18 protein-coding genes and 1 riboswitch are annotated in these 20,205 nt (G+C 66.3%); of the genes, 11 read left to right on the forward strand and 7 right to left on the reverse strand.

The window, feature by feature from the left end:
* The first annotated feature begins 89 nt into the window (after window positions 1–89).
* Genes ACLBKS_RS10030 through hutG form a run of 6 tightly spaced genes read left to right on the forward strand, consistent with a single transcriptional unit; the run spans window position 90 to window position 6,944 of the window.
* Window positions 90–773, forward strand: coding sequence for a HutD family protein (locus ACLBKS_RS10030; RefSeq protein ID WP_410192660.1), 684 nt, complete (start codon window positions 90–92; stop codon window positions 771–773).
* Entirely contained in the window at window positions 770–2,035 is a 1,266-nt protein-coding gene (gene hutI, locus ACLBKS_RS10035) for an imidazolonepropionase (protein WP_410192661.1), read from the forward strand. The genes ACLBKS_RS10030 and hutI overlap by 4 nt, the downstream gene beginning before the upstream one ends.
* A gap of 23 nt (window positions 2,036–2,058) precedes the next feature.
* Window positions 2,059–3,447 (forward strand): FAD-binding oxidoreductase, encoded by a 1,389-nt coding sequence (locus ACLBKS_RS10040; RefSeq protein ID WP_410192662.1) that lies wholly within the window; start codon window positions 2,059–2,061, stop codon window positions 3,445–3,447.
* Window positions 3,444–4,688, forward strand: coding sequence for an aminotransferase class I/II-fold pyridoxal phosphate-dependent enzyme (locus ACLBKS_RS10045; RefSeq protein ID WP_410192663.1), 1,245 nt, complete (start codon window positions 3,444–3,446; stop codon window positions 4,686–4,688). Before ACLBKS_RS10040 ends, ACLBKS_RS10045 begins: the two co-directional genes overlap by 4 nt.
* Complete coding sequence (locus ACLBKS_RS10050) at window positions 4,666–6,126, forward strand: formimidoylglutamate deiminase (RefSeq protein ID WP_410192664.1); 1,461 nt, start codon at window positions 4,666–4,668, stop codon at window positions 6,124–6,126. The genes ACLBKS_RS10045 and ACLBKS_RS10050 overlap by 23 nt, the downstream gene beginning before the upstream one ends.
* Window positions 6,123–6,944, forward strand: a complete 822-nt coding sequence (gene hutG, locus ACLBKS_RS10055) for an N-formylglutamate deformylase (protein ID WP_410192665.1) — start codon at window positions 6,123–6,125, stop codon at window positions 6,942–6,944. Before ACLBKS_RS10050 ends, hutG begins: the two co-directional genes overlap by 4 nt.
* A 16-nt stretch (window positions 6,945–6,960) precedes the next feature.
* Here hutG and ACLBKS_RS10060 read toward each other — a convergent pair whose 3' ends face one another.
* The 5 genes from ACLBKS_RS10060 to ACLBKS_RS10080 all read right to left on the reverse strand — a co-directional run bounded on the left by ACLBKS_RS10060 (window position 6,961) and on the right by ACLBKS_RS10080 (window position 10,712).
* Window positions 6,961–7,497: a 6,7-dimethyl-8-ribityllumazine synthase gene (locus tag ACLBKS_RS10060; protein ID WP_410192666.1), complete on the reverse strand. Its 537-nt coding sequence runs from the start codon at window positions 7,495–7,497 to the stop codon at window positions 6,961–6,963.
* 83 nt (window positions 7,498–7,580) lie between these two features.
* Window positions 7,581–7,739: riboswitch (FMN riboswitch) on the reverse strand.
* Between the two features lie 103 nt (window positions 7,740–7,842).
* Complete coding sequence (locus ACLBKS_RS10065; RefSeq protein WP_410192667.1) at window positions 7,843–8,154, reverse strand: addiction module antidote protein; 312 nt, start codon at window positions 8,152–8,154, stop codon at window positions 7,843–7,845.
* A gap of 248 nt (window positions 8,155–8,402) precedes the next feature.
* Window positions 8,403–9,041: a hypothetical protein gene (locus tag ACLBKS_RS10070; RefSeq protein ID WP_410192668.1), complete on the reverse strand. Its 639-nt coding sequence runs from the start codon at window positions 9,039–9,041 to the stop codon at window positions 8,403–8,405.
* Window positions 9,042–9,119: 78 nt separating this feature from the next.
* The gene (locus tag ACLBKS_RS10075) at window positions 9,120–9,266 is read right to left on the reverse strand and encodes a hypothetical protein (RefSeq protein ID WP_410192669.1); all 147 of its coding nucleotides are present in this window, start codon (window positions 9,264–9,266) and stop codon (window positions 9,120–9,122) included.
* Between the two features lie 54 nt (window positions 9,267–9,320).
* The gene (locus ACLBKS_RS10080; RefSeq protein WP_410192670.1) at window positions 9,321–10,712 is read right to left on the reverse strand and encodes an MFS transporter; all 1,392 of its coding nucleotides are present in this window, start codon (window positions 10,710–10,712) and stop codon (window positions 9,321–9,323) included.
* Between the two features lie 104 nt (window positions 10,713–10,816).
* Between ACLBKS_RS10080 and ACLBKS_RS10085 the strand changes: the two genes are divergently transcribed.
* The gene (locus ACLBKS_RS10085) at window positions 10,817–12,031 is read left to right on the forward strand and encodes an MFS transporter (RefSeq protein ID WP_410192671.1); all 1,215 of its coding nucleotides are present in this window, start codon (window positions 10,817–10,819) and stop codon (window positions 12,029–12,031) included.
* Window positions 12,032–12,096: 65 nt separating this feature from the next.
* Here ACLBKS_RS10085 and ACLBKS_RS10090 read toward each other — a convergent pair whose 3' ends face one another.
* Entirely contained in the window at window positions 12,097–13,629 is a 1,533-nt protein-coding gene (locus ACLBKS_RS10090; RefSeq protein ID WP_410192672.1) for a YifB family Mg chelatase-like AAA ATPase, read from the reverse strand.
* A gap of 370 nt (window positions 13,630–13,999) precedes the next feature.
* On the opposite strand from ACLBKS_RS10090, the gene glnK reads away from it, so the two are divergent.
* From glnK to glcF, 4 genes are all read left to right on the forward strand, one after another.
* Entirely contained in the window at window positions 14,000–14,338 is a 339-nt protein-coding gene (gene glnK, locus ACLBKS_RS10095) for a P-II family nitrogen regulator (RefSeq protein WP_006298241.1), read from the forward strand.
* Window positions 14,339–14,372: 34 nt separating this feature from the next.
* The gene (locus ACLBKS_RS10100) at window positions 14,373–15,839 is read left to right on the forward strand and encodes an ammonium transporter (protein ID WP_410192673.1); all 1,467 of its coding nucleotides are present in this window, start codon (window positions 14,373–14,375) and stop codon (window positions 15,837–15,839) included.
* Between the two features lie 197 nt (window positions 15,840–16,036).
* On the forward strand, window positions 16,037–17,137 hold the full coding sequence (gene glcE, locus ACLBKS_RS10105; protein ID WP_410192674.1) for a glycolate oxidase subunit GlcE: 1,101 nt from the start codon (window positions 16,037–16,039) through the stop codon (window positions 17,135–17,137).
* Between the two features lie 8 nt (window positions 17,138–17,145).
* Complete coding sequence (gene glcF, locus ACLBKS_RS10110; protein ID WP_410192675.1) at window positions 17,146–18,393, forward strand: glycolate oxidase subunit GlcF; 1,248 nt, start codon at window positions 17,146–17,148, stop codon at window positions 18,391–18,393.
* 140 nt (window positions 18,394–18,533) lie between these two features.
* Here glcF and ACLBKS_RS10115 read toward each other — a convergent pair whose 3' ends face one another.
* Window positions 18,534–20,003, reverse strand: coding sequence for a PLP-dependent aminotransferase family protein (locus ACLBKS_RS10115; protein WP_410192676.1), 1,470 nt, complete (start codon window positions 20,001–20,003; stop codon window positions 18,534–18,536).
* Window positions 20,004–20,205: the final 202 nt, after the last annotated feature.

Consider the following 20,205-nt stretch of genomic DNA (forward strand, 5'->3'; position numbering starts at 1 on the left):
CGCCGCATCCAAATGCCGCTTCCAAACGCCGCATGTGGGTGCCTTGAACTCAGCGCCTTGATTCGTACCGCCCCGACCTGATTCGCGCCATGCCTGTCCATCTCTTCGACCGCCAGCAATTGCCCGCCACGCCGTGGAAAAACGGTGGCGGTGTCACGCGCGAAATCGTGTGCCAACCGCCGGGCGCGGGCATGGACGCGTTCGACTGGCGCGTCAGCATCGCCCACATCGCCAGCGATGGACCGTTCTCGCGGTTCGAGCAGGTGGACCGCGTGATCACCTTGCTCGAAGGCGCGGGCGTGCGCTTGCACAGCCATGACGGCGCCGTGGACCACCGGCTGGACCGGCCCTGGGAGCCGTTCGCCTTTCCCGGCGAAGCGCCAGTGCAAGGCGATCTGATCGCGGGCGACTGCCATGACTTCAACGTCATGACCCGACGCGGTCGTTGCCGCGCGCAGGTGGTGGTGGTCCGCGAAGCCGTGTCGCTGCCGCCCACGGACGCAGGGCTGTTGATGGTGTTGGCGGGACACTGGCAGTTGGCAGGCGCTTCGAACGCGCCGCGCGACGCCACGGCGCCGAGTGCCCACGTCCCCGAGGGGCGGCGAGCCGACCAAGGTGCCGACACGGATGCCAACACGGGGGTCACTTGGACGCTCGCCACCCACCACGGCCTGTGGTGGCACGATGGCGGTGGGCCCGTGCACCTGCGGCCCGCAGTGCAACATGGCCTGGCGGCCTTGCTGGCCGTGTCCATCGAATGGGAGCACGCATGAACATCCAGGAATTGCCCAGTGCCGACGGTGTCTGGACCGATCTCACCCTGGCGCCCGAAGCCTGCGGGCCGGGCTCGGCCGCGCTGCCCGATGCGGCCTTGGTCGTCGGCGAGGGCCATATCCGTTGGCTGGGCGCGCGTGCCGATCTGCCCGCCGAGTACGCAACCCTGCCGCGCCACGACGCACAGGGCGCCTTGGCCACGCCGGGCTTGGTGGACTGCCACACCCACCTGGTCTATGGCGGCCAGCGCGCCAATGAATTCGCCATGCGACTGGCCGGTGCGAGCTATGAAGACGTGGCCCGCGCTGGAGGGGGCATCGTCTCCAGCGTGCGCGCCACGCGGGCCGCAAGCGATGACGAGTTGCTAACGCAGACCGCGCCGCGCCTGCAGGCGCTGCTGGACGAAGGCGTCTGCGCCATCGAGATCAAGTCGGGCTACGGCTTGAGCCTCGAACACGAACGCACCCAGCTGCGCGTCGCGCGTCGCTTGGGCGAACAGTTCGGCGTCACGGTACGCACCACCTTCCTCGGCGCTCACGCCCTGCCGCCCGAATACGCGGGCCGCAGCCAGGCCTACATCGATCTCGTCTGCCAGGAGATGATGCCGGCCCTGGCCGCCGAGGGCCTGATCGACGCGGTGGATGTGTTCTGCGAGCGCATCGCCTTCACGCTGGCCGAGACCGAGCAGGTGTTCCGCGCTGCCCAGGCCCTGGGCCTACCCGTCAAGCTGCATGCCGAGCAGTTGTCGGACATGGGCGGCGCGGCGCTGGCCGCGCGCTACGGCGCTCTGTCTTGTGATCACATCGAACACCTGAGCGCCGAAGGCATCGCGGCCATGCGGCAAGCAGGCACCGTGGCCGTGCTGTTGCCCGGCGCGTACTACTTTTTGCGTGACACGCACCTGCCGCCCGTCGCAGCACTCCGCGAGGCGGGCGTGCCCATGGCCGTGTCCACCGACCACAACCCTGGCACGTCGCCCACGCTCAGCCTGCTCTTGATGATGAACATGGCCTGCACCCTGTTCCGCCTGACCGTGCCCGAGGTGCTGGCCGGGGTAACCCGCCACGCGGCCCAGGCCCTGGGCTTGCAGCACAGCCACGGCACACTGGCCGTGGGGCGGTCGGCCAACTTCGTGCTCTGGCCCGTGCAGGACGCGGCCGAGCTGGCCTACTGGCTGGGCCACAAGCCGCGCTGCGTGATCGTGCGTCAGGGGCGTCGGGTCCGTGCGACGTCGCACGACTCGGCAAGCCTGAGGCCCTGACCCTCGACAGTAAGAGCCCAACGATGTCCTCAAGTCGCTTGCTTGAAGAACTGACGGCCACCCTCGGCGCGGACCTCGTGCTGCCCGGCCCCGAGGTGCCCGAGAGTTACCACACGGACTGGAGCGGCGCGCCGCCCGTGTGCCCGCTGGCATTGGTACGACCCCGCGACACACAGCAGGTCAGCGCGTTGATGCGCCTGTGCAGCGCGCACCGCATGCCCGTGGTGCCGCAAGGTGGACGCACCGGCCTGGCGGGCGGGGCCGTGCCCGTGCCCGGCTGCGTCGTGCTGTCGCTCGAACGCATGCAGGCCATCGAGCAGATCGATGCCCGCACCGCTGTCCTCCAGGCCCAAGCCGGTGCGACCTTGCAGGCCGTGCAGGACGCGGCGCTATCCGTGGGCCTGCAGTTTGGCGTGGACCTGGGCGCGCGCGGCAGTTGCCAGATCGGCGGCAACGTCGCCACCAATGCCGGGGGCAATGGCGTGCTGCAGTTCGGCATGCTGCGCGAGCAGGTGCTGGGGCTGGAAGTGGTGCTGGCCGATGGCACGGTGCTGCCCATGCTGCGTCCGATGATCAAGAACAACACGGGCTACGACCTCAAGCAGTTTTTCATCGGCGCCGAAGGCACGCTGGGTATCGTCACGCGCGTGCTGCTGCGCTTGCGGCCCCGGCCCGGCGCGCGCACCACGGCCCTGCTGGCCTTGCCGCATTTCGACGCTGCGCTGGATGCGTTGGCCCGTCTGCAGGCGCGCTTCGGCAACGGCGTCGCGGCGTTTGAGTTGATGTGGAACGACTTCGTGCAGACCTCGCTGGCGTGGCAGCAGTTGCAGCCGCCTTTTGCGCAGCCCCATCCCTTGCTGGCCCTGGTTGACCTCGACGGACGCGACGACGACAGCTTGCGCGCAGCGGTGGAGGCCGTGTTGGACGAAGCCCTGCAAGCGGGCGAGGCGGTCGATGCCGTGCTGGCCCAGTCAGCCGCGCAAGCGCGTTCCTTGTGGAAGCTGCGCGAGGCCCCGGCCGAGTTCTCGACCCGGCTGCACCCACCGATCAATTTCGACGTCAGCCTGCCCCAGGCCGACATCGGCCGTTTTGCCGAAGTCTGCCGCGCGGCCCTCGACGCACGCTGGCCCGGTCACCACACGCTCTTCTTCGGCCACATCGGCGACAGCAACCTGCATGTCACCACCGACGGCGCGAGCATCGGTCACCAGACCGAGCTTCTGGAGGAACTGCTGTACGAACTCGTCGCGCGTTACCAGGGCAGTGTTTCGGCCGAGCATGGCATTGGCTTGCACAAGAAGCCTTATCTGGGTCTCAGCCGCACGCCCCAAGAACTGGCGACCATGCGCGCCGTCAAGCAGGCGCTGGACCCGCTGAACCTGCTCAACCCCGGAAAGATCTTCGGCCTATGACCGCTTCCCCCACTGCCACGCCCACAGTTGCGTCCGACCGGCTCTTGTCCCTGGCCCGACCGCAGGCGCGCGGCCTGCCGGACTACAACGCCGGCCTGTCGCCCACCGTCGTGCGTCAGCGTTACCACTTGCCGCCCGAGCAACCCTTGGCCTGCCTGGCCAGCAACGAAAACCCTTTTGGCCCGAGTCCCGCCGTGGCCCGGGTGCTGGCTGAGCTGGCCCTGAGCGGTGAGATCAGCCGCTACCCCGACGCGCGTTGCTCGGCCTTGCGCGCGGCCATCGCCCAAGGCCTGAATGTCGCGCCCGAGCGCCTGGTGTTCGGCAACGGTTCGGAAGATCTGCTCAAGCTGCTGTGTGAGGTCTTCTTGCAGCCGGGTGACCGTGTGCTGACCCAACGCCCCGCCTTCGGCTTGCACGAAATCTATCCCCGCATGATGGGCGCGGACCTTGAACTGCTCGACTTGACCGAAGCCATGGCCTTCGATGTCGACGCCTGGTGCGCGGCCTTGGCACGCGGCCCCAAGCTGGCCTTCGTGCCCAACCCCTCGAACCCCGTGGGCTGCGCCTTCGACCGCGCTGCGATGACGCGTTTGCTCGCCGCGACGCCCGACCACACCGTGTTGGTCGTGGACGAGGCTTACTACGAGTACGCTCGCCTGCAGGCCAACTATCCCGAGGTCTTGGAACTGCTGCAAGCGCGCCACGGGCCGTGGATCGTGCTGCGCACCTTCTCCAAGGCCTGGGGCCTGGCCGGTCTGCGCGTGGGCTATGGCGTCGCTCGAGACGCGGGGCTGGTGGCCCTGCTCGACAAAGTGCGCTCGCCCTTCAATGTCAATCACGTCGCGCAATGTGCCGCGCTGGCGGCCTGGAACGACTCCGTGCACATGCAGGCCAGCGTGGCCCGCACCGTGCAGCTGCGCGAGGCGCTGGCCGCGCGCCTGCGTGCGCGCGCGCAGCCCGGCCAGCCTGGGCATCCGTTCGCGGGCCTGCGCATCGCGCCCTCGGCGGCCAACTTCCTCTTCCTGGACTTGGGCCGCCCCAGCGCGCCGGTGGCCGAGGCCTTGCTGGCCCGGGGCGTGATCGTCAAACCCTGGAAGGAGCCGGGGTTCACAAACTGTCTGCGCGTGTCCATCGGCAGCGAAGACGACAACCTGCGTTTTGTCCAGGCGCTGGTGCAGGTCGTCACGCAGGCCCTGGACGCTACTGTGGAGCCCACCCATGGCCATGCCCAAACCGCCTGAAGCCCAGCCCTCTTCGATCCAACCCGCACGGGCGCTGTTCGCCACGGACGCCCTCCTGCCCGGGGGCTGGGCGCGCGACGTGCTGCTGCAATGGGACGCTGCTGGGGTCTTGACCACCGTGCTGCCCGGCAGCCATCGGCCACACGGCGTCACTCAGGCCAGCGGCCCCGTGTTGCCTGGCTTGCCCAATCTGCATTCGCACGCCTTCCAGCGTGCCATGGGCGGACTGACCGAATACCGCGCCACCGCACAAGACAGTTTCTGGAGCTGGCGCGAGCTGATGTACCGACTGGCAGGCGCGCTCACGCCCGAGCAATTGGAGGCCGTGGCCACGGGCCTCTACGTGGAGATGCTGGAAGCGGGCTACACCCACGTTTGCGAGTTCCACTACGTGCACCACGACCGGGATGGTCAGGCTTACGCCGACGACGCCACGCTGTCACTCTGCCTGCTGCGCGCGGCGCAGACGGCGGGCATCGGTCTCACCTTGTTGCCCGTGCTCTACCAGACCAGCGGCTTCGGCGGCACGCCACCGAGCCAAGGTCAGCGCCGCTTCATTCGATCCACCGACAACATGCTCACGCTGCTGGACCGCCTGCGCCCGTTGTGCGCGGCGCAGGGCGCGCGCCTGGGCCTGGCGCCGCACTCGCTGCGTGCCGTGCCGCCCGATGCCTTGCGGGCGGCGCTTGAAGGACTGCGTGCCCAAGACCCGACCGCCCCCATCCACATCCACATCGCCGAGCAGACCGGCGAGGTCGAAGCCTGCCTGGCCTGGAGCGGCCAGCGCCCGGTGCAGTGGCTGCTGAACCACGCGCCGGTGGACGCGCACTGGTGCCTGGTGCACGCGACCCACATGGACGCGGACGAATACCGTCGCGCGGCCGCCACCGGCGCGGTCGCAGGCCTGTGCCCGACGACCGAGGCCAATCTGGGTGATGGCATCTTCGATCTACCGCAGTGGCTGGCCGCTGGCGGCCGCTGGGGTGTGGGCTCGGACAGCCACGCCACGGTGAATGCTGCCGAGGAACTGCTGATGCTCGAATACAGCCAGCGTCTCGCCACTCGCCAACGCAATGTGCTGGCCACGGCGGCGCAGCCCCACGTGGCCACGGCCATGACCTTGGCCGCTGTGGCGGGGGGTGCCCAAGCCAGCGGTCACCTGAACGACGGCGCCTTGACGAGCACGGCCGGTCTGACCGTGGGCCAGCGCGCCGACCTGGTGGAGCTGGACGCCGCGCATCCGCTGCTGCAGGGATTGAACACGCCCGAAGACATGCTCTCCGCCCATGTCTTCGCCAGCCACCGCCAATCGGCCATCGCCCGGGTCTGGGCCGGTGGTCAACTGCGCGTGCAAGACGGACAGCATGCGCAAAGCGCCAGCGCCCGCGCGGCTTTCATCGCGGCACGCCGTCAACTTCTGGAGAACACCCGCCCATGAACTTCACCACGAACGAGCCGCCCTTCCGCTTTTGCCAGGGCACGCGTCCCTTGCTGATCTCCATGCCGCACGTGGGCACCCATGTGCCGCCCGCGCTGGCGCAGCGCCTGACCGAGGAAGCGCGTGGCGTGCCCGACACCGACTGGCACCTTGAGCGGCTTTACGACTTCGCCGACGAACTCGGCGCCTCGGTGCTCGTGGCCACGCATTCGCGCTACGTCATCGACCTCAACCGTCCACCGGACGGCAGCAGCCTCTACCCCGGCCGCAGCGTGACCGGTCTGTGCCCGGTGGACACTTTCGACGATACGCCCCTGTACCGCGATCCGGCCGAGCAACCCGACGAGGCCGAGATCGCCGCGCGTCGTGACGCCATCTGGCACCCCTACCACGCGCAGCTGAGCGCCGAACTCGCGCGGCTCAAGGCCGCGCATGGCGTGGCCGCCCTGTGGGACGCGCACTCTATCCGCTCGGTCGTGCCGCGCTTTTTCGAGGGCCGCCTGCCCGACCTCAACCTCGGCACCGCCGACGGCGCCAGCTGCGCCCCGGCCCTGGCCGAACAACTGCTCGCCATCGGCCGCGAGGCCGCGCAAGGCGGCTACAGCGCCGTGCTCAACGGCCGCTTCAAGGGCGGCCACATCACCCGCCAGCACGGCCAGCCCGCGCAGGGCGTGCACGCCATCCAGCTGGAGATGACGCAGGCCAGCTACATGCTGGAGCAACAACCCTTCGACTACCTGCCCGCGAAGGCCGTGGGTATCCAGCCTTACGTCAGGCAGATGTTGGAGGCGGTGTTGGATTACGTCGAGCGGCGGTGACGCCGCAGCCTTGAGTTCAAAGCCTCTGCGCGCGATGTCGTGCTGAGGCGGAGTGACGGAGCTTGGCAAGGCTGTTCAACGTCTCCATGCATGCGCGTGCCACTTCGTTGCCCTTCTTGACGAAGTGCTCACGGAAGAAGCGCTGGTGCTCTTCGTGCTCGTGAAAGTCTCGGGGCGTGAGCACGGCCGAGAAAACGGGCACGGCCGTCTGCAGCTGGACCTGCATCAAACCGTTGATCACCGCGGCGGCGACGAAATCATGGCGGTAGATGCCGCCGTTGACCACCAGGCCGCAGGCGATGATGGCGTCGTAGTCCCCTGACGCGGCGAGCTGGAGCGCGTGCAGTGGAATCTCAAAAGCGCCGGGCACCTGAAAGAGTTCGACCTGCGGCGGTGAGGTTGAACTTCGCGATAGCTCGTCGCGAGCCGCCGTGACCGCGTTGGCGACGATATCTTCATGCCAGCTCGCGCTGAGGATGGCGATGCGCGGCGCATGCAGGTCTGCCTGCTCCGGCACATCGAGAGTGGGGGTTTTGGTGAGGATCTGATTCATGGATGAACTCGCAAAGAGTGAAGGCCAGAATCAGGGCGCACGCGCAACGGCCGGGTGCGCCATGCGGCGTTCCCGGCCTGAGCACGCGATCTCTTTCATCCGGACTGTCACCGTCGGCTCTGGCATCGCACCAGATCTGCTGACCCCGGCTTCCACAAGGGCGGAGGCCGGGCGCTCGCGGGCTTTTGCAGTTGCCTGCAATTACCGCCGGTGGGGAATTGCACCCCGCCCTGAGAACGCTGCCGATCACGAGGATCGGCTTGTGCATTCTAGTGAGGTGTCATGGGTGCCGCGCCAGCGGCTGGGTCCGTACTGTGTCGGATCACAGCATGGCGTGTGCCGACCTCAAGCAACCTCTGCGTGCAGACGAACGCCGAGTGCGCGAGCTACTTTCAGGACGGTCGCGAAGCTCGGGTTGCCGTTTTCGCTCAATGCCTTGTAAAGGCTTTCGCGGCTCAAACCTGCATCCCTTGCGACCTGGGTCATCCCTTTGGCGCGTGCAATATCGCCGAGTGCTCTGGCAATGCCGGCGGCGTCATCAGGCGCCTCAACAAACCATGCATCCAAGTATGCAGCCATCTCTTCAGGCGTGCGCAGTTGTTCCGCCACGTCGTAGCTAAGCGTCCTCGTCTTCTGGGGTGTCTTGGTTCTCGCCATTTCGGTATTCCTACAAGTTTCGGGCGAGCGCAATCGCAGCCTGGATGTCTTGTTGTTGCCTGGACTTGTCTCCACCCGCGAGAAGGACGATCAATTCGCCATTCCTTTCCGTGTAGTAAACCAGGTAGCCCGGTCCTGTATCGAATTTCAGCAAAAAAGTTCGTGTGCCGACACGGTTGATCGCGATTTACCCGTCGGCTCTCAATCGATTAGCCGCTTGTCGTTGAGAGGAGTCCATATACGACGGGTTAATTGTCATTCTCGGTACTTGCCGATTCGAGCCTTGTGACAAGTGGCCCTAACCACTTGGCGGTAGAGACGGGTACTGTTTGTGAGACCAAGAAAAGCGCGAACACGAAGAAAAGCATACCTAGAGTCATGAGCGATCCTAGTTGCTGTAGCGTTACTCCTTTGAGTGCACTGGGGAGCATGAAGAAGGTAAGCGCGAAAAGCGCCATCGCGATAGCCAGTAGCCAGTTGAGTCCCCATTCGAAGCGTGCTGATCGACTGACGACAACACTCAGTTTTCCGCTCTTCATCCTAAGGAGATTTTTTACCCGACAAAGATGGGAGAGTTGTACTTCACCGGCCGATCGATCAACTATGTCCTTGAGCTTTTCTCGAAGTGCTCGGTTCGCCGATATACCAGTGATTTTTTTGAACAGAAGATAGTTGAGTTCTTCCTCAAAAATTGATCGAGAAGCGTCAGTCAGCGCATCAATCTTGAGTGCCTCTTTGACGAACTCCTCTCGCCGTTGCCTGCGGTGTTCGAAGAAGTCAAGAATCGCGCGAAGATTGAAGATGAGGGCCACTGCGACCACGAGGAAGACGATGCCCCAATTCCCCGTCTCGAGAGCTCTCAGCAGTGGATCGAAAAGCATTTCCATCGCGAGTTGGATTCTGGGCCGCCCGAGGTCGCGGCCTTGTTTTTGTGGAGTGGTGTTTTGGGTATCCGCAGCCCCCACTCACTTGTTCTTCATCTTCCCCTTAGGCATCACCGCCGTGGTCGGCGCGACGGGTCGGGTGGACACGGACGAGGATTCCTGCGGCGGGCTCTTGTCTTTCTTGGGTTTCTTCGCCATCTTGTCGTTGCGCTGTACGCCTTTGGGCATGTTGGGCTCCTGTGGGGTTGAGTTCGCGTGATCTTAATTGCCGCGCCTGCGGAATCAAGCCGGCTTGTGTAATTCATTGGCCTGTCGACTCGCATGGTGTTGCGCCCACACCAGCGCCACCAATCCCACCACGCACAGGCCCAGCATCAACCACAAGCCATTGCGGTAGGCGGCGGCCGGGGTCCACATCACGCCCAGCAGCCAGGGCATGGCCGCTCGGCTCAAGGCCTGGGGCAGGCCGAGTGCGCCGTTCAGGCTGGCGGCGTGTTGGCGGTCCACGTACTCGGCCACGGCCGTGCCTTTGACGATGGTGAGCATGCCGTTGCCCAGACCGTAGATGGCCACGAACAACAGCACCAGCCCGATCTGCACGGACAGCGCATGGCCCGCGAAGGGCGCGGCCAGCAGCGGCGCGAGCAGCAGTGTCAGCAAGGCCAGCGGCACAAGGCCGGGGATGAGGCGGTTGACGGTGTGCAGGCTCCAGCGCGCCTCGAAGAAAAAGAGCAGGGCACGCCCCGCGACCTGGACCACGCCGATCAGGGCGGGCGCCAGGATGGCCCAGGTCTCGGGCAAGCCGTAGCCGCGCAGCAGGCTGACCAGGTGCGGCGGGATCGCCGAGGACACGCCCATGAAGAGCACGATGAACAAGCCCACGAGCAGGTAGGGCGCGCTCAGCAGGTGCTGCCGCAGCGTGGGTGGTGGGGTGCTGGCTTGGGACGCGGTGACTTCTTTTTTCTCGAAGTCTTTGCCTGCAGTGGTTCGCGCCTTGGTGGATTGCGCCTGGGCATGGCTGGGTTCCGGCCGGGCCGCATTGCGCAGCACATGCCAGTGGATGGGCACGCAGACCAGCAGGTGCAGAGCGGCCAGCGGCCAGAGCGCGTGGCGCCAACCTAGCACGTGGATGAGCCCGGCGCTCAAGGGGATGAAGACCGTGCTGGCCAACCCGCCCAGGAAGGTGACGATGATGATGGCGCGGCGGAAGTCTTGCGGGTAGCGGCGGATGATCACCGCGAAGACCGGCGGGTACAGCGCCCCGGCCAAGCCCACGCCCAGCAGCAGCCAGACCGCGTAAAAGGCCGCGAGGCCGTCGATCTGGCTGTGCAAGAGCAAGCCCAGGGCCAGCAGCAGCGAGCCGCCGACCATCACGGCGCGCTCATGCCCTCGGTCGATCCATCGGCCCACGGGCCAGGCCAACAGGCCCTCGGCGAGCAGCGCCAGGCTGAAGCCCAGCGAGGTTTGGGCCCGTGTCAGGCCCAGCTCTAGTTCCACCGGTTCCAGCAACAGGCCGAACAGGTAAAACACGCTCCCCCAGCTGATCAATTGGGCCAAGGACAGCCAGCCAATGAAACGGCCGGTGGATGGAGGCGTTGGCGGTTGCGGGGAGGCGGAGGAAAGAGGTGCGCCTGAGGCAGGGGGGTTTTGCGGCGGTGCGCTGCGCGTGGGCATGGGGCTCATTATGATGAGCGCCGCTGCCGAACAGCCGTGCGCGCATGACTCGCGCGCGACGCCAGGCCCGCTCGCCTACGCCGCTTTTTTCTCACACCTCCCCCATGTCCTCACTCAGCGCCTCCACGCGTCGCAGCGTTCTGCTCTTGTCCTGCGCCACGTTTTCCAGCATGGCCGTGCAGCGGCTGTGCGATGCCATGCTGCCCGAGCTGTCGCGTGAATTCAATGTCGGTCTGGCCGAAGCAGCGCGCACCATTTCTTTTTTCGCCGTGGTCTACGGTCTGTGCCAGTTGTTCTACGGGCCGCTGGGCGACCGGCTGGGCAAGTTCCGCGTGGTCACCTGGGCCACGCTGGGTTGCAGCGTGGGTTGCGTGCTGGCCGTGTTTGCGCTGGGCCTGGACATGCTGGTGGCCGCGCGCATGCTCACCGCGCTGGGCGCGGCCGCCATCATTCCGCTGTCCATGGCCTGGATCGGCGACAACGTGCCCTATGCGCAGCGCCAGGAAACCCTGGCCAAGCTGGCGCTTGGCACGACCCTGGGCCTGACCAGCGGGCAGGTGTTCGGCGGCTTGTTCACCGACACCCTGGGTTGGCGCTGGGCCTTTGTGCTGATGACGCTGCTGTTTGGCGTTGCGGGTGTGCTGCTCTGGCGTGAGGGTCGGCGCATGGCACGTCAGCAAGCGGGCGGCGTGCACGCGGCATCGGCCGAGGCGCCAAGACTGGGTTTCGTGCGGCAGGCCTGGGCCATCGTGACCGGGCGATGGTCGCGCGTGGTCCTCATCGTGGCCTTGATTGAGGGCGCCACGGGGTTTGGCGCGCTGGCCATCTGGGCCACCCACCTGCACGAGGCCCTGGGCCTGAGCCTGAGCGCGGCCGGCGTGGTGGTGGCGTTGTTTGGGCTGGGTGGCGTGCTCTACATGGTCACGGCGCGCTGGCTGATTCCGCGCCTGGGCGAGGCCGGTCTGGTCCGCTTGGGCGTGTCTCTGCTGGGGCTGGGTGCCGTCGTCGTCGCCTACTCGCCTGTGGCGTGGCCCGCGGCCCCGGCCTGCCTGGCGGCGGGCTTCGGTTTTTTCATGCTGCACAACACCATGCAGACCAACGCGACGCAGATGGCGCCCGCCGCGCGCGGCACGGCGGTGTCCCTGTTCGCGGCGTTTCTGTTCATCGGCCAGTCCATCGGCGTGCTGCTCGCCGCTGCGCTCGCGGCACGCCTGGGCTCGGCCCTGACCATCGCCGGGGCCGGCGTCATTCTGTGTGCCTTGGGTTGGGGCTTCGCGGTCTTGCTGCGCCGCCGACATCTGCCCGCCGAAGCGGTTTGAGCGCCCCGCTGCGCAGGTTGGAAATGGTCTGATCCGCGGTGCGCCCCGTGCGCCCCGTGCGCGACTCAGGGTTGGGCCAGGGCAGGGCGGTATTGCAGGGCCTCGGCCACGTGGTCGGTGCCGATGCGTTCGGCACCGGCCAGGTCCGCGATGGTGCGCGCCACCCGCAGGCTGCGGTGCAGGCCGCGCCCGCTCCAACCCAGCCGTTCAGCTGCTTGGCGCAGGAAGCCCAGAGCGTTGTCGTCAGCCTGTGCATGGCGCTCCAACTCCTGCGGCCCCAGATCTTGGTTGATCCGGCCTTGGCGAGCCTGGGCCAGTGCGCGCGCGGCGACGCAGCGCGCACGCACGGTGGCGGAAGATTCGGTGGCACCCCCGCCCAGCAGTTCGCCGGGAGGCAGGGCGGTCACGCCCACATGCAAATCGATGCGGTCCAGCAGCGGCCCGGACAAGCGCGCTTGGTAACGCGTGATCTGGTCGGGCGTGCACCGGCAAGACCGCGTGCCGCTGCCCAGGTGGCCGCAAGGGCACGGGTTCATGGCCGCGACAAGCTGGAAGCGCGCGGGAAACTCCGCCTGCCGCGCGGCGCGGGCAATGCGGATGCGCCCGGTCTCCAAAGGTTCGCGCAGTGCTTCCAATGCGCTGCGCGAGGTCTCGGGTAGCTCATCGAGAAACAACACGCCGTGGTGCGCGAGCGAGATTTCCCCGGGTTTCGGGGGCACGCCGCCCCCGACCAGGGCCACTGCGCTGGCCGTGTGGTGCGGGCGCAGCGTGGGCCGCTGGCCCCAGCGCTCCAAGGTGAAGCGTCCGGCCAGACTGAGCAGGGCCGCGCTTTCCAGCGCTTCGTCCGTGTTCATCGGTGGCAAGAGGCCCGCCAGACGTTCGGCCAGCATGGACTTGCCCGTGCCGGGCGGGCCACTCAGCAGCAGGCTGTGGCCACCGGCCGCGGCGATTTCCAGCGCGCGCTTGGGCCCCGCCTGGCCCTTGACCTCGGCCAGATCGGGCCCGGCCACCAGGGCCTGCGGCAGCGCGGGGCGTGCCTGGCGACTCCAGCCCGCATCGTCGGCTTGCTGCGGGGGCACGCCGTCCGCGGGCAGGAACTGCCGCACCACGTCCAGCACATGCACAGCGCGGTAGATTTCGGTGTCGGGTGCGAGCGCGGCTTCCTCCGCGCTGCCCGGTGGCAGCACCAGACGGGTGGTTTGCCCGCGCAAGGCCAGGGCCATGGCCAGCGCGCCGCGCACCGGGCGCAGCTCGCCCGACAGCGAGAGCTCTCCAGCAAACTCGTAAGCGGCCAAGGCCACGCCGTCGATTTGCCCGCTGGCGGCCAGCAGGCCCAGGGCGATGGGCAGGTCGAAGCGCCCGGAATCCTTGGGCAGATCGGCGGGGGCGAGGTTGACCGTGATGCGGCGGTCATGGGGGAACACCAGGCCGCTGTGCAGCAGGGCGGCACGCACCCGTTCGCGCGCTTCCTTGACCTCGGTTTCTGCCAATCCGACCAGCGTGAAGCTCGGCAAACCGGGCGCCAGATGCACTTCCACGCTCACCGCCGCCGCCTCCAGCCCCCGCAGCGCCCGACTGCGCACCAAAGAGAGGCTCATCCCAAACTCCTTAAAACGGTGCAGGCCTGGGGCGGTAGGGCAAAAGCCGGTGCGTAATCCCCGGCGAAATAGCCCGGGGCTGGGATGTGCTGTGAATATTCGCACACTATTGGTGCAATTTGTTGGGTAACACCGGGCATGGAGCGTGCGAAGGTGAGGAGTCGGATTGACAGGACGAATGGAAGGGAAATGATCAAGCCCGGTGATCGAAACCGGGACCCGGTCATGCATGTGGGGAAAAACCACAGTCCCGGACGAGAGCTGACCAGGGAAACGACACCGCGGCAAGGTGGCACGTTCCTTGCAAATCCACACTACCGTCTGGCGTTTGCCGCGCGCAGCCGGGCTTGATTTCAAACCAGGAGAACGCATGAAACTCGTTACCGCCATCATCAAACCCTTCAAGCTCGACGAGGTGCGTGAGGGCCTCTCGGCGATCGGGGTGCAAGGCATCACCGTGACCGAGGTCAAGGGCTTCGGCCGTCAGAAGGGCCATACCGAGCTGTACCGCGGCGCGGAGTACGTCGTGGACTTTCTTCCCAAGGTCAAGATCGAGGCCGCCGTCGCCGACGAGCTGGTCGAGCGCGTGATCGAAGCCATCGAAGGGTCTGCCCGCACCGGCAAGATCGGCGACGGCAAGATCTTCGTGTATGACCTGGAGCAGGTTGTCCGTATCCGTACTGGTGAAACCGGTAAGGAAGCGCTCTGAGATCCATCCACTTAAGAGACCAAGAGAAACTCCCATGAAAAAACTACTCCTCTCACTCGTCGTGGGGCTGGGCCTGCTGGCTGGCTCCGTGAGCTGGGCGCAGACTGCCGCCCCGGCCGCCGAGGCTGCGCCTGCCGCCGCTGCCGCCGCGCCTGCTGCTGCAGCACCCGCCGCCGCTGCACCGGCACCGTCCGCCAACAAGGGCGACACCGCCTGGATGACGGTGGCCACCGCGCTCGTGATCTTCATGACGATCCCCGGCCTGGCCCTGTTCTACGGCGGCCTGGTGCGCAGCAAGAACATGCTGTCCGTGCTGATGCAAGTCTTCGTCGTGACCTGCCTGATTTATGTGCTGTGGGTGATCTACGGATACACCTTGGCCTTCGGTGGCGATGGTGCCTTCTACGGAACGTTTGACAAACTCTTCCTCAAGGGCGTGACGACCGAGTCGCTCGCGGCCACCTTCAGCAAGGGCGTCTACATCCCTGAACTGACGTTCGTTGCCTTCCAGGCCACGTTCGCGGCCATCACCTGCGCGCTGATCGTCGGCGCCTTCGCCGAGCGCATCAAGTTCTCCGCCGTGCTGCTGTTCTGCGTGATCTGGTTCACCTTCAGCTACCTGCCGACGGCGCACATGGTCTGGTATTGGGCCGGTCCGGACGCGATCACCGATGCGGCTTCGCTGGACAAGGTGGTTGCTGGCGCTGGCTTGCTGTGGGCCAAGGGCGCGCTGGACTTCGCGGGCGGTACCGTGGTGCACATCAACGCTGGTGTGGCGGGTCTGGTGGGTGCCTATGTGCTGGGCAAGCGTCTGGGTTTTGGCAAGGAAGCCATGGCCCCGCACAGCCTGACGCTGACCATGGTCGGTGCCGCCATGCTGTGGGTGGGCTGGTTCGGTTTCAACGCCGGTTCCAACCTCGAAGCCAACGGCCTGACTGCTCTGGCTTTCATCAACACGCTGGTCGCTACCGCTGCGGCCACGCTGTCCTGGATCACCGCTGAAGCGCTGTTCAAGGGCAAGGCTTCGATGCTGGGCGCTGCGTCCGGCGCTGTTGCTGGCCTCGTGGCCATCACCCCGGCTTGCGGTTTCGTGGGCGTCATGGGCGCGCTGATCATCGGCCTGCTGGCCGGTCTGGTCTGCCTGTGGGGCGTCACGGGCCTCAAGAAGCTGCTGGGTGCCGATGACGCGCTGGACGTGTTCGGCGTGCACGGCGTGGGCGGCATCCTGGGCGCCCTGCTGACCGGCGTGTTCGCCGCGCCCTCCCTGGGCGGCACGGGCGTGTACGACTACGTCGCCAACAAGGTGGCCGACGGCTACTCGATCGGTGGCCAAGTCTGGATTCAGTTCCAGGGCGTCATCACCACGGTCATCCTGTCGGCTGTGGTCTCCTACATCGCCTACAAGATTGTTGACCTGACCATCGGCCTGCGCGTGAGTGAAGAAGACGAGCGCCAAGGTCTTGACATCACGGCCCACGGCGAAAGCGCTTACAACCGCTGATACGCCGAGGGACTGCAAAGAGCAAAGGCCGGTAGCCGCGCGCAAGCGGGCTGCCAGCCGGAGCAAGCGAGAGTCTCCTCTGGTTCAGCCCGCAAGAGCTACGGCTCTGGCGGGCTTTTTTTATGGGGGTCCGCCTGGGTCCTCGCCGCTTGGCGGCAGCCTGCCAGGCGGCGTGATGCGTGCATTAACATCGCGCGATGCAAGTAGAACCGGCCCTGCAAGACCTCGTGGCACGCGTGCGCGCTGCCCTCGACGACGAGACTCCTTTGCGCATCCGAGGCGGAGGCAGCAAGGACTTTTACGGGCAAGCGCTGCAAGGTGAGATCCTGGACACGCGTGGCCATGCCGGCATCGTGAGTCACGAACCGAGTGAGTTGGTGGTCACCGTGCGCGCGGGCACGCCTCTGGTCGAGCTGGAGGCCGCTCTGGCTGAGCACCAGCAGTACTTGCCGTTTGAACCACCCCACTTCGCGCAGGAATCGGCGGGTCAAGAGCCGAGCGTCGCGACCGTGGGCGGCATGGTCGCGAGTGGGCTCAATGGCCCGGCGCGCGCCAGCGTGGGGGCGGTGCGTGACTACGTGCTAGGCGCGCAACTGCTCAACGGCAAGGCCGAGCTGCTCACCTTCGGCGGTCAGGTCATGAAGAACGTCGCAGGCTACGACGTCTCGCGCCTGTTGGCGGGCTCGCTCGGCACCTTGGGCGTGATCACACAGGTCAGCCTCAAGGTGCTGCCCTGCGCGTTGGCCGAGGCCACGCTGACCTTTGAACTGCATGAAGCCCAGGCGCTGACCCGACTCAACACCTGGGCGGGGCAAGCCCTGCCGCTCAATGCCTCGTGTTGGCACGACGGTGCCTTGATGTTGCGCTTGCGTGGTGCGCGGGCTGCGGTCGAGTCCGCTTGCAAGAATCTGGGAGGCCAGCGGCTGGACGAGGTGCAAGCAACGCGCCTGTGGCAGGCCTTGCGCGATCAAACCGCGCCGTTCTTCCGCTTGCAAGACGGCGAGGCCTTGTTGCGGCTGAGCGTGCCCGACACCGCACCTCCCCTGAAGCTGGGCCCCACGTTGATCGAATGGCACGGCGCGCAGCGCTGGCTCAAGCTGCCTTTGCACGGGGACGCAGACCGTCTGAACGACATCGAAGGGCATGCCACGCTGTTTCGCGTCACGCGAGAGCAAGACAAGTCGCGGGGCGTGTTCACGCCATTGACCTCTCCCTTGGGCCGCATCCACCGGGCATTGAAGCAGCAGTTTGATCCCGCGGGCATCTTCAACCGGGGTCGGATGTACCCGGACTTCTGAGCCATTCCATGCAAACCCATCTCGCCCCTGAATTCGCAGGCACGGCCGATGGCCAGGCCGCCGAAGCCATCCTGCGCAAGTGCGTGCATTGCGGTTTCTGCACCGCGACCTGCCCGACCTACCAACTGCTGGGTGACGAACTGGACGGCCCGCGCGGCCGCATCTACCTCATCAAGCAGGTGCTGGAGGGCGAGACGCCCACGCGCAGCACCCAGCTGCACCTCGACCGCTGCCTGACCTGCCGCAACTGCGAAAGCACCTGTCCCAGCGGTGTGCAGTACGGCCAGCTGGTCGACATCGGCCGCAAGATCGTCGAGGAGAAAGTGCAGCGTCCCAGCGCAGAACGGCTGACGCGCTGGGCACTGAAAGAAGGTTTGCCTTCGCCCCTGTTTGGCCCGGCCATGAGAATGGGCCAGCTCGTGCGCGGCCTGCTGCCCGCGTCCCTCAAGGCCAAGGTTCCGGCCAAACAGGATGAGGGAGCTTGGCCCACCCGTGAGCATGCGCGCAAGGTGCTCATGCTGGCCGGCTGTGTGCAACCGGCCATGATGCCCAACATCAACAGCGCCACCGCCCGTGTGCTTGACGCCGCCGGTATCCAGACTGTCGTGGCCGCCAAGGCCGGCTGTTGTGGCGCGGTGAAATTCCATTTGAACGACCAGCAGGGGGGCAAGGCCGAGATGCGCGCCAACATCGATGCCTGGTGGCCTTTTGTCGAACCGGGCGAAGGACAGGGCGTGGAGGCCATCGTCATGAACGCCTCCGGTTGTGGCGTCACCGTCAAAGAGTACGGGCACCTGCTGCATGACGATCCCGCCTATGCCGTCAAGGCCCAGCGCATCAGCGAGCTGACCCAGGACCTGAGCGAACTGCTGCCGCAGTTGGTGGGTCCGCTGCGCGACAAAGTGGCCGCCCAAGCGGGCCAGATCGCTTTTCATCCACCCTGCACCTTGCAGCACGGACAGAAGCTTCGGGGTGCTGTGGAGCAATCGATGGGCGAGTTGGGTTTCAAGATCAGCACCTGCCGTGTCGAACCGCACCTGTGCTGCGGCTCCGCCGGTACCTATTCGGTGCTCAACCCCGAGATCGCCTATGAGCTGCGCGACCGCAAGCTCAAGAACCTGGGCGAGATGAAGCCCGAGCAGATTGCCTCGGCCAACATCGGCTGTATCACCCATTTGCAAAGTGGCACCGAGATGCCCGTGCGGCATTGGGTGGAGGTGCTGGACGCGGCGATCACCTCCGCACCCGCTCGCTGAAGACGTCACGGACCATGCGTCAACCCGCGCGCAGCGTTTCGCGGCATTGACGTAAAAAGCGTGCGGCGCGCCGGTCCTGGGTTCCGTGCGCTTTGCCTTGCTCGCGGGGCGCGCACCAGGATCGCTGTCGGCTTCTAGCCCTACGCGTCGGTGGGCAGGCTTGCGGCCAAGCGGCCCAGCGTGCGCACCGCTTCGTCGATGCGCGGGGTCCAGGGGTTGCCGCAGTTGAGGCGCAGGCAGTTGCGGTACAGGCCGCTGGCGGAGAACATGTCGCCGGGCACGAACGCGATGCCTGCCGAGGTTGCCAACTCGTGCAGCCGGTTGCCGTCACGGCCGTCCGGCAGTTCGACCCAGAGCACGAACCCGCCCTGCGGCTGCGACAGCCGAGTGCCGGGCGGAAAGGTCTGTTGAACCAGATCGGACATGCGCAGCACCTGCCGCTCCATGCTGTGCCGTAGATTGCGCAGGTGACGCTCGTAAGCCGTCGACGCCAGGTAGCGCGCCAACACGACCTGCGTGACGGGATTGGTGGCGCCGGAGTTGAGGGCCTTTTGCACCACCACCCTCGCGTGGAAATGGCCTGCGGCGACGTAGCCCAGTCGCAAGGAGGGGCTCAGGGTCTTGGACGTGGAGGCGCACAACAGCACATTGCCATGGGTGTCGAACGATTTGATCGGCCAGGGTCGTTGTGCGCCGAAATGCAGGCCTCCGAACACATCGTCTTCGATGATCGGAATCTGCCGGGCCGCCATCAAATCCGCCAGACGTTTCTTCTCGCTGTCGGGCATCAAGCAACCCAGCGGGTTGCTGAAATTGGCGACCAGCAGGCAGGCCGCGACTCGTCGCGCGCGGGTGGCGAGTTCAAGCGCGTCGACCGACAGGCCGGTGCGTGGATGGGTCGGAATCTCCAGGGCTTTCAAGCCCATGTTCTCCAGCAGCTGCAGCACCAGGTAATACGAAGGCGATTCCACCGCCACCGTGTCGCCAGGCTGGGTGACCGCGCGCAGGCACAAGGCCAAGGCCTCGGTGCAGGAGTTGGTGACCACCAGTTCCTCCGGTGCCAGCGGAGGGCCCCAGTTGAGCGAGTGCCGTACCAGCTGCCTCACCAGCTCTTGCTGATTCAAGGAGGTGTGCGCGGACACCTGCAGCAAGCTGGGTGCGTCGCGGCTGACGGTGCGGTAGAACTTTTGCAACTGTGAAATGGGCAGCAGCTCGTTCGCGGGCAAGGCGGCGCCGAGTGGAACCATGTCGGGTTGATAGTTCAGCGCGCGGATGCCGATCATCCGGTTGCTGATATCGACGGTGACGGGCTGGATGGCGCGGCGCGAAGGCGGCGCCGGGGGCGACAGTTGTTCGAGCGCGGGCAGGCGAACGAAGAAGCCGGACTGTGGGCGTGCCTCGATCTGTCCGTCGTCCTCGAGCTGGCGCAGCGCTTGCACCACGGTCGACACCGACAAGCGCTTCTCGCTGGCCAGGCGTCGCACCGAGGGCAAACGATCGCCCGGGCGCAGGATGCGCGTGGCGATCATGGTGGACAGTTCCTGGGCCAGACGCTGGTAACGCAACTCCATGGGATTCTTCGCGCCGACCTTGGAGGTAGCCATAGCCATGCGGCTGTCCTGGATGGGAGTGAAACGACGGTGGGTGGGTATTGTCGGCGCAGGCCCCGGCCTTGGACAGACACAGTTGGGCGGCGACGCCACCAGCACAGTCGCCTGCATTCACGACTGTGCCGACCACAATTTTGCTGTATTGAGACTGTATGGCACGGGCGTCCCTCCCTAGACTGGCCGTTCTTCATCAACGACACGG

The organism is Hylemonella sp. W303a (assembly GCF_046452315.1).
Classification (GTDB): Bacteria; Pseudomonadota; Gammaproteobacteria; order Burkholderiales; family Burkholderiaceae_C; genus Hylemonella.

What these genes read in the sequence shown, in the direction of transcription:
- ACLBKS_RS10030 (WP_410192660.1), top strand. Translation starts at nt 90, where the DNA reads ATGCCTGTCCATCTCTTCGACCGCCAGCAATTGCCCGCCACGCCGTGG.
- hutI (WP_410192661.1), top strand. Translation starts at nt 770, where the DNA reads ATGAACATCCAGGAATTGCCCAGTGCCGACGGTGTCTGGACCGATCTC.
- ACLBKS_RS10040 (WP_410192662.1), top strand. Translation starts at nt 2,059, where the DNA reads ATGTCCTCAAGTCGCTTGCTTGAAGAACTGACGGCCACCCTCGGCGCG.
- ACLBKS_RS10045 (WP_410192663.1), top strand. Translation starts at nt 3,444, where the DNA reads ATGACCGCTTCCCCCACTGCCACGCCCACAGTTGCGTCCGACCGGCTC.
- ACLBKS_RS10050 (WP_410192664.1), top strand. Translation starts at nt 4,666, where the DNA reads ATGGCCATGCCCAAACCGCCTGAAGCCCAGCCCTCTTCGATCCAACCC.
- hutG (WP_410192665.1), top strand. Translation starts at nt 6,123, where the DNA reads ATGAACTTCACCACGAACGAGCCGCCCTTCCGCTTTTGCCAGGGCACG.
- ACLBKS_RS10060 (WP_410192666.1), bottom strand. Translation starts at nt 7,497, where the DNA reads ATGAATCAGATCCTCACCAAAACCCCCACTCTCGATGTGCCGGAGCAG.
- ACLBKS_RS10065 (WP_410192667.1), bottom strand. Translation starts at nt 8,154, where the DNA reads ATGGCGAGAACCAAGACACCCCAGAAGACGAGGACGCTTAGCTACGAC.
- ACLBKS_RS10070 (WP_410192668.1), bottom strand. Translation starts at nt 9,041, where the DNA reads ATGGAAATGCTTTTCGATCCACTGCTGAGAGCTCTCGAGACGGGGAAT.
- ACLBKS_RS10075 (WP_410192669.1), bottom strand. Translation starts at nt 9,266, where the DNA reads ATGCCCAAAGGCGTACAGCGCAACGACAAGATGGCGAAGAAACCCAAG.
- ACLBKS_RS10080 (WP_410192670.1), bottom strand. Translation starts at nt 10,712, where the DNA reads ATGCCCACGCGCAGCGCACCGCCGCAAAACCCCCCTGCCTCAGGCGCA.
- ACLBKS_RS10085 (WP_410192671.1), top strand. Translation starts at nt 10,817, where the DNA reads ATGTCCTCACTCAGCGCCTCCACGCGTCGCAGCGTTCTGCTCTTGTCC.
- ACLBKS_RS10090 (WP_410192672.1), bottom strand. Translation starts at nt 13,629, where the DNA reads ATGAGCCTCTCTTTGGTGCGCAGTCGGGCGCTGCGGGGGCTGGAGGCG.
- glnK (WP_006298241.1), top strand. Translation starts at nt 14,000, where the DNA reads ATGAAACTCGTTACCGCCATCATCAAACCCTTCAAGCTCGACGAGGTG.
- ACLBKS_RS10100 (WP_410192673.1), top strand. Translation starts at nt 14,373, where the DNA reads ATGAAAAAACTACTCCTCTCACTCGTCGTGGGGCTGGGCCTGCTGGCT.
- glcE (WP_410192674.1), top strand. Translation starts at nt 16,037, where the DNA reads ATGCAAGTAGAACCGGCCCTGCAAGACCTCGTGGCACGCGTGCGCGCT.
- glcF (WP_410192675.1), top strand. Translation starts at nt 17,146, where the DNA reads ATGCAAACCCATCTCGCCCCTGAATTCGCAGGCACGGCCGATGGCCAG.
- ACLBKS_RS10115 (WP_410192676.1), bottom strand. Translation starts at nt 20,003, where the DNA reads ATGGCTATGGCTACCTCCAAGGTCGGCGCGAAGAATCCCATGGAGTTG.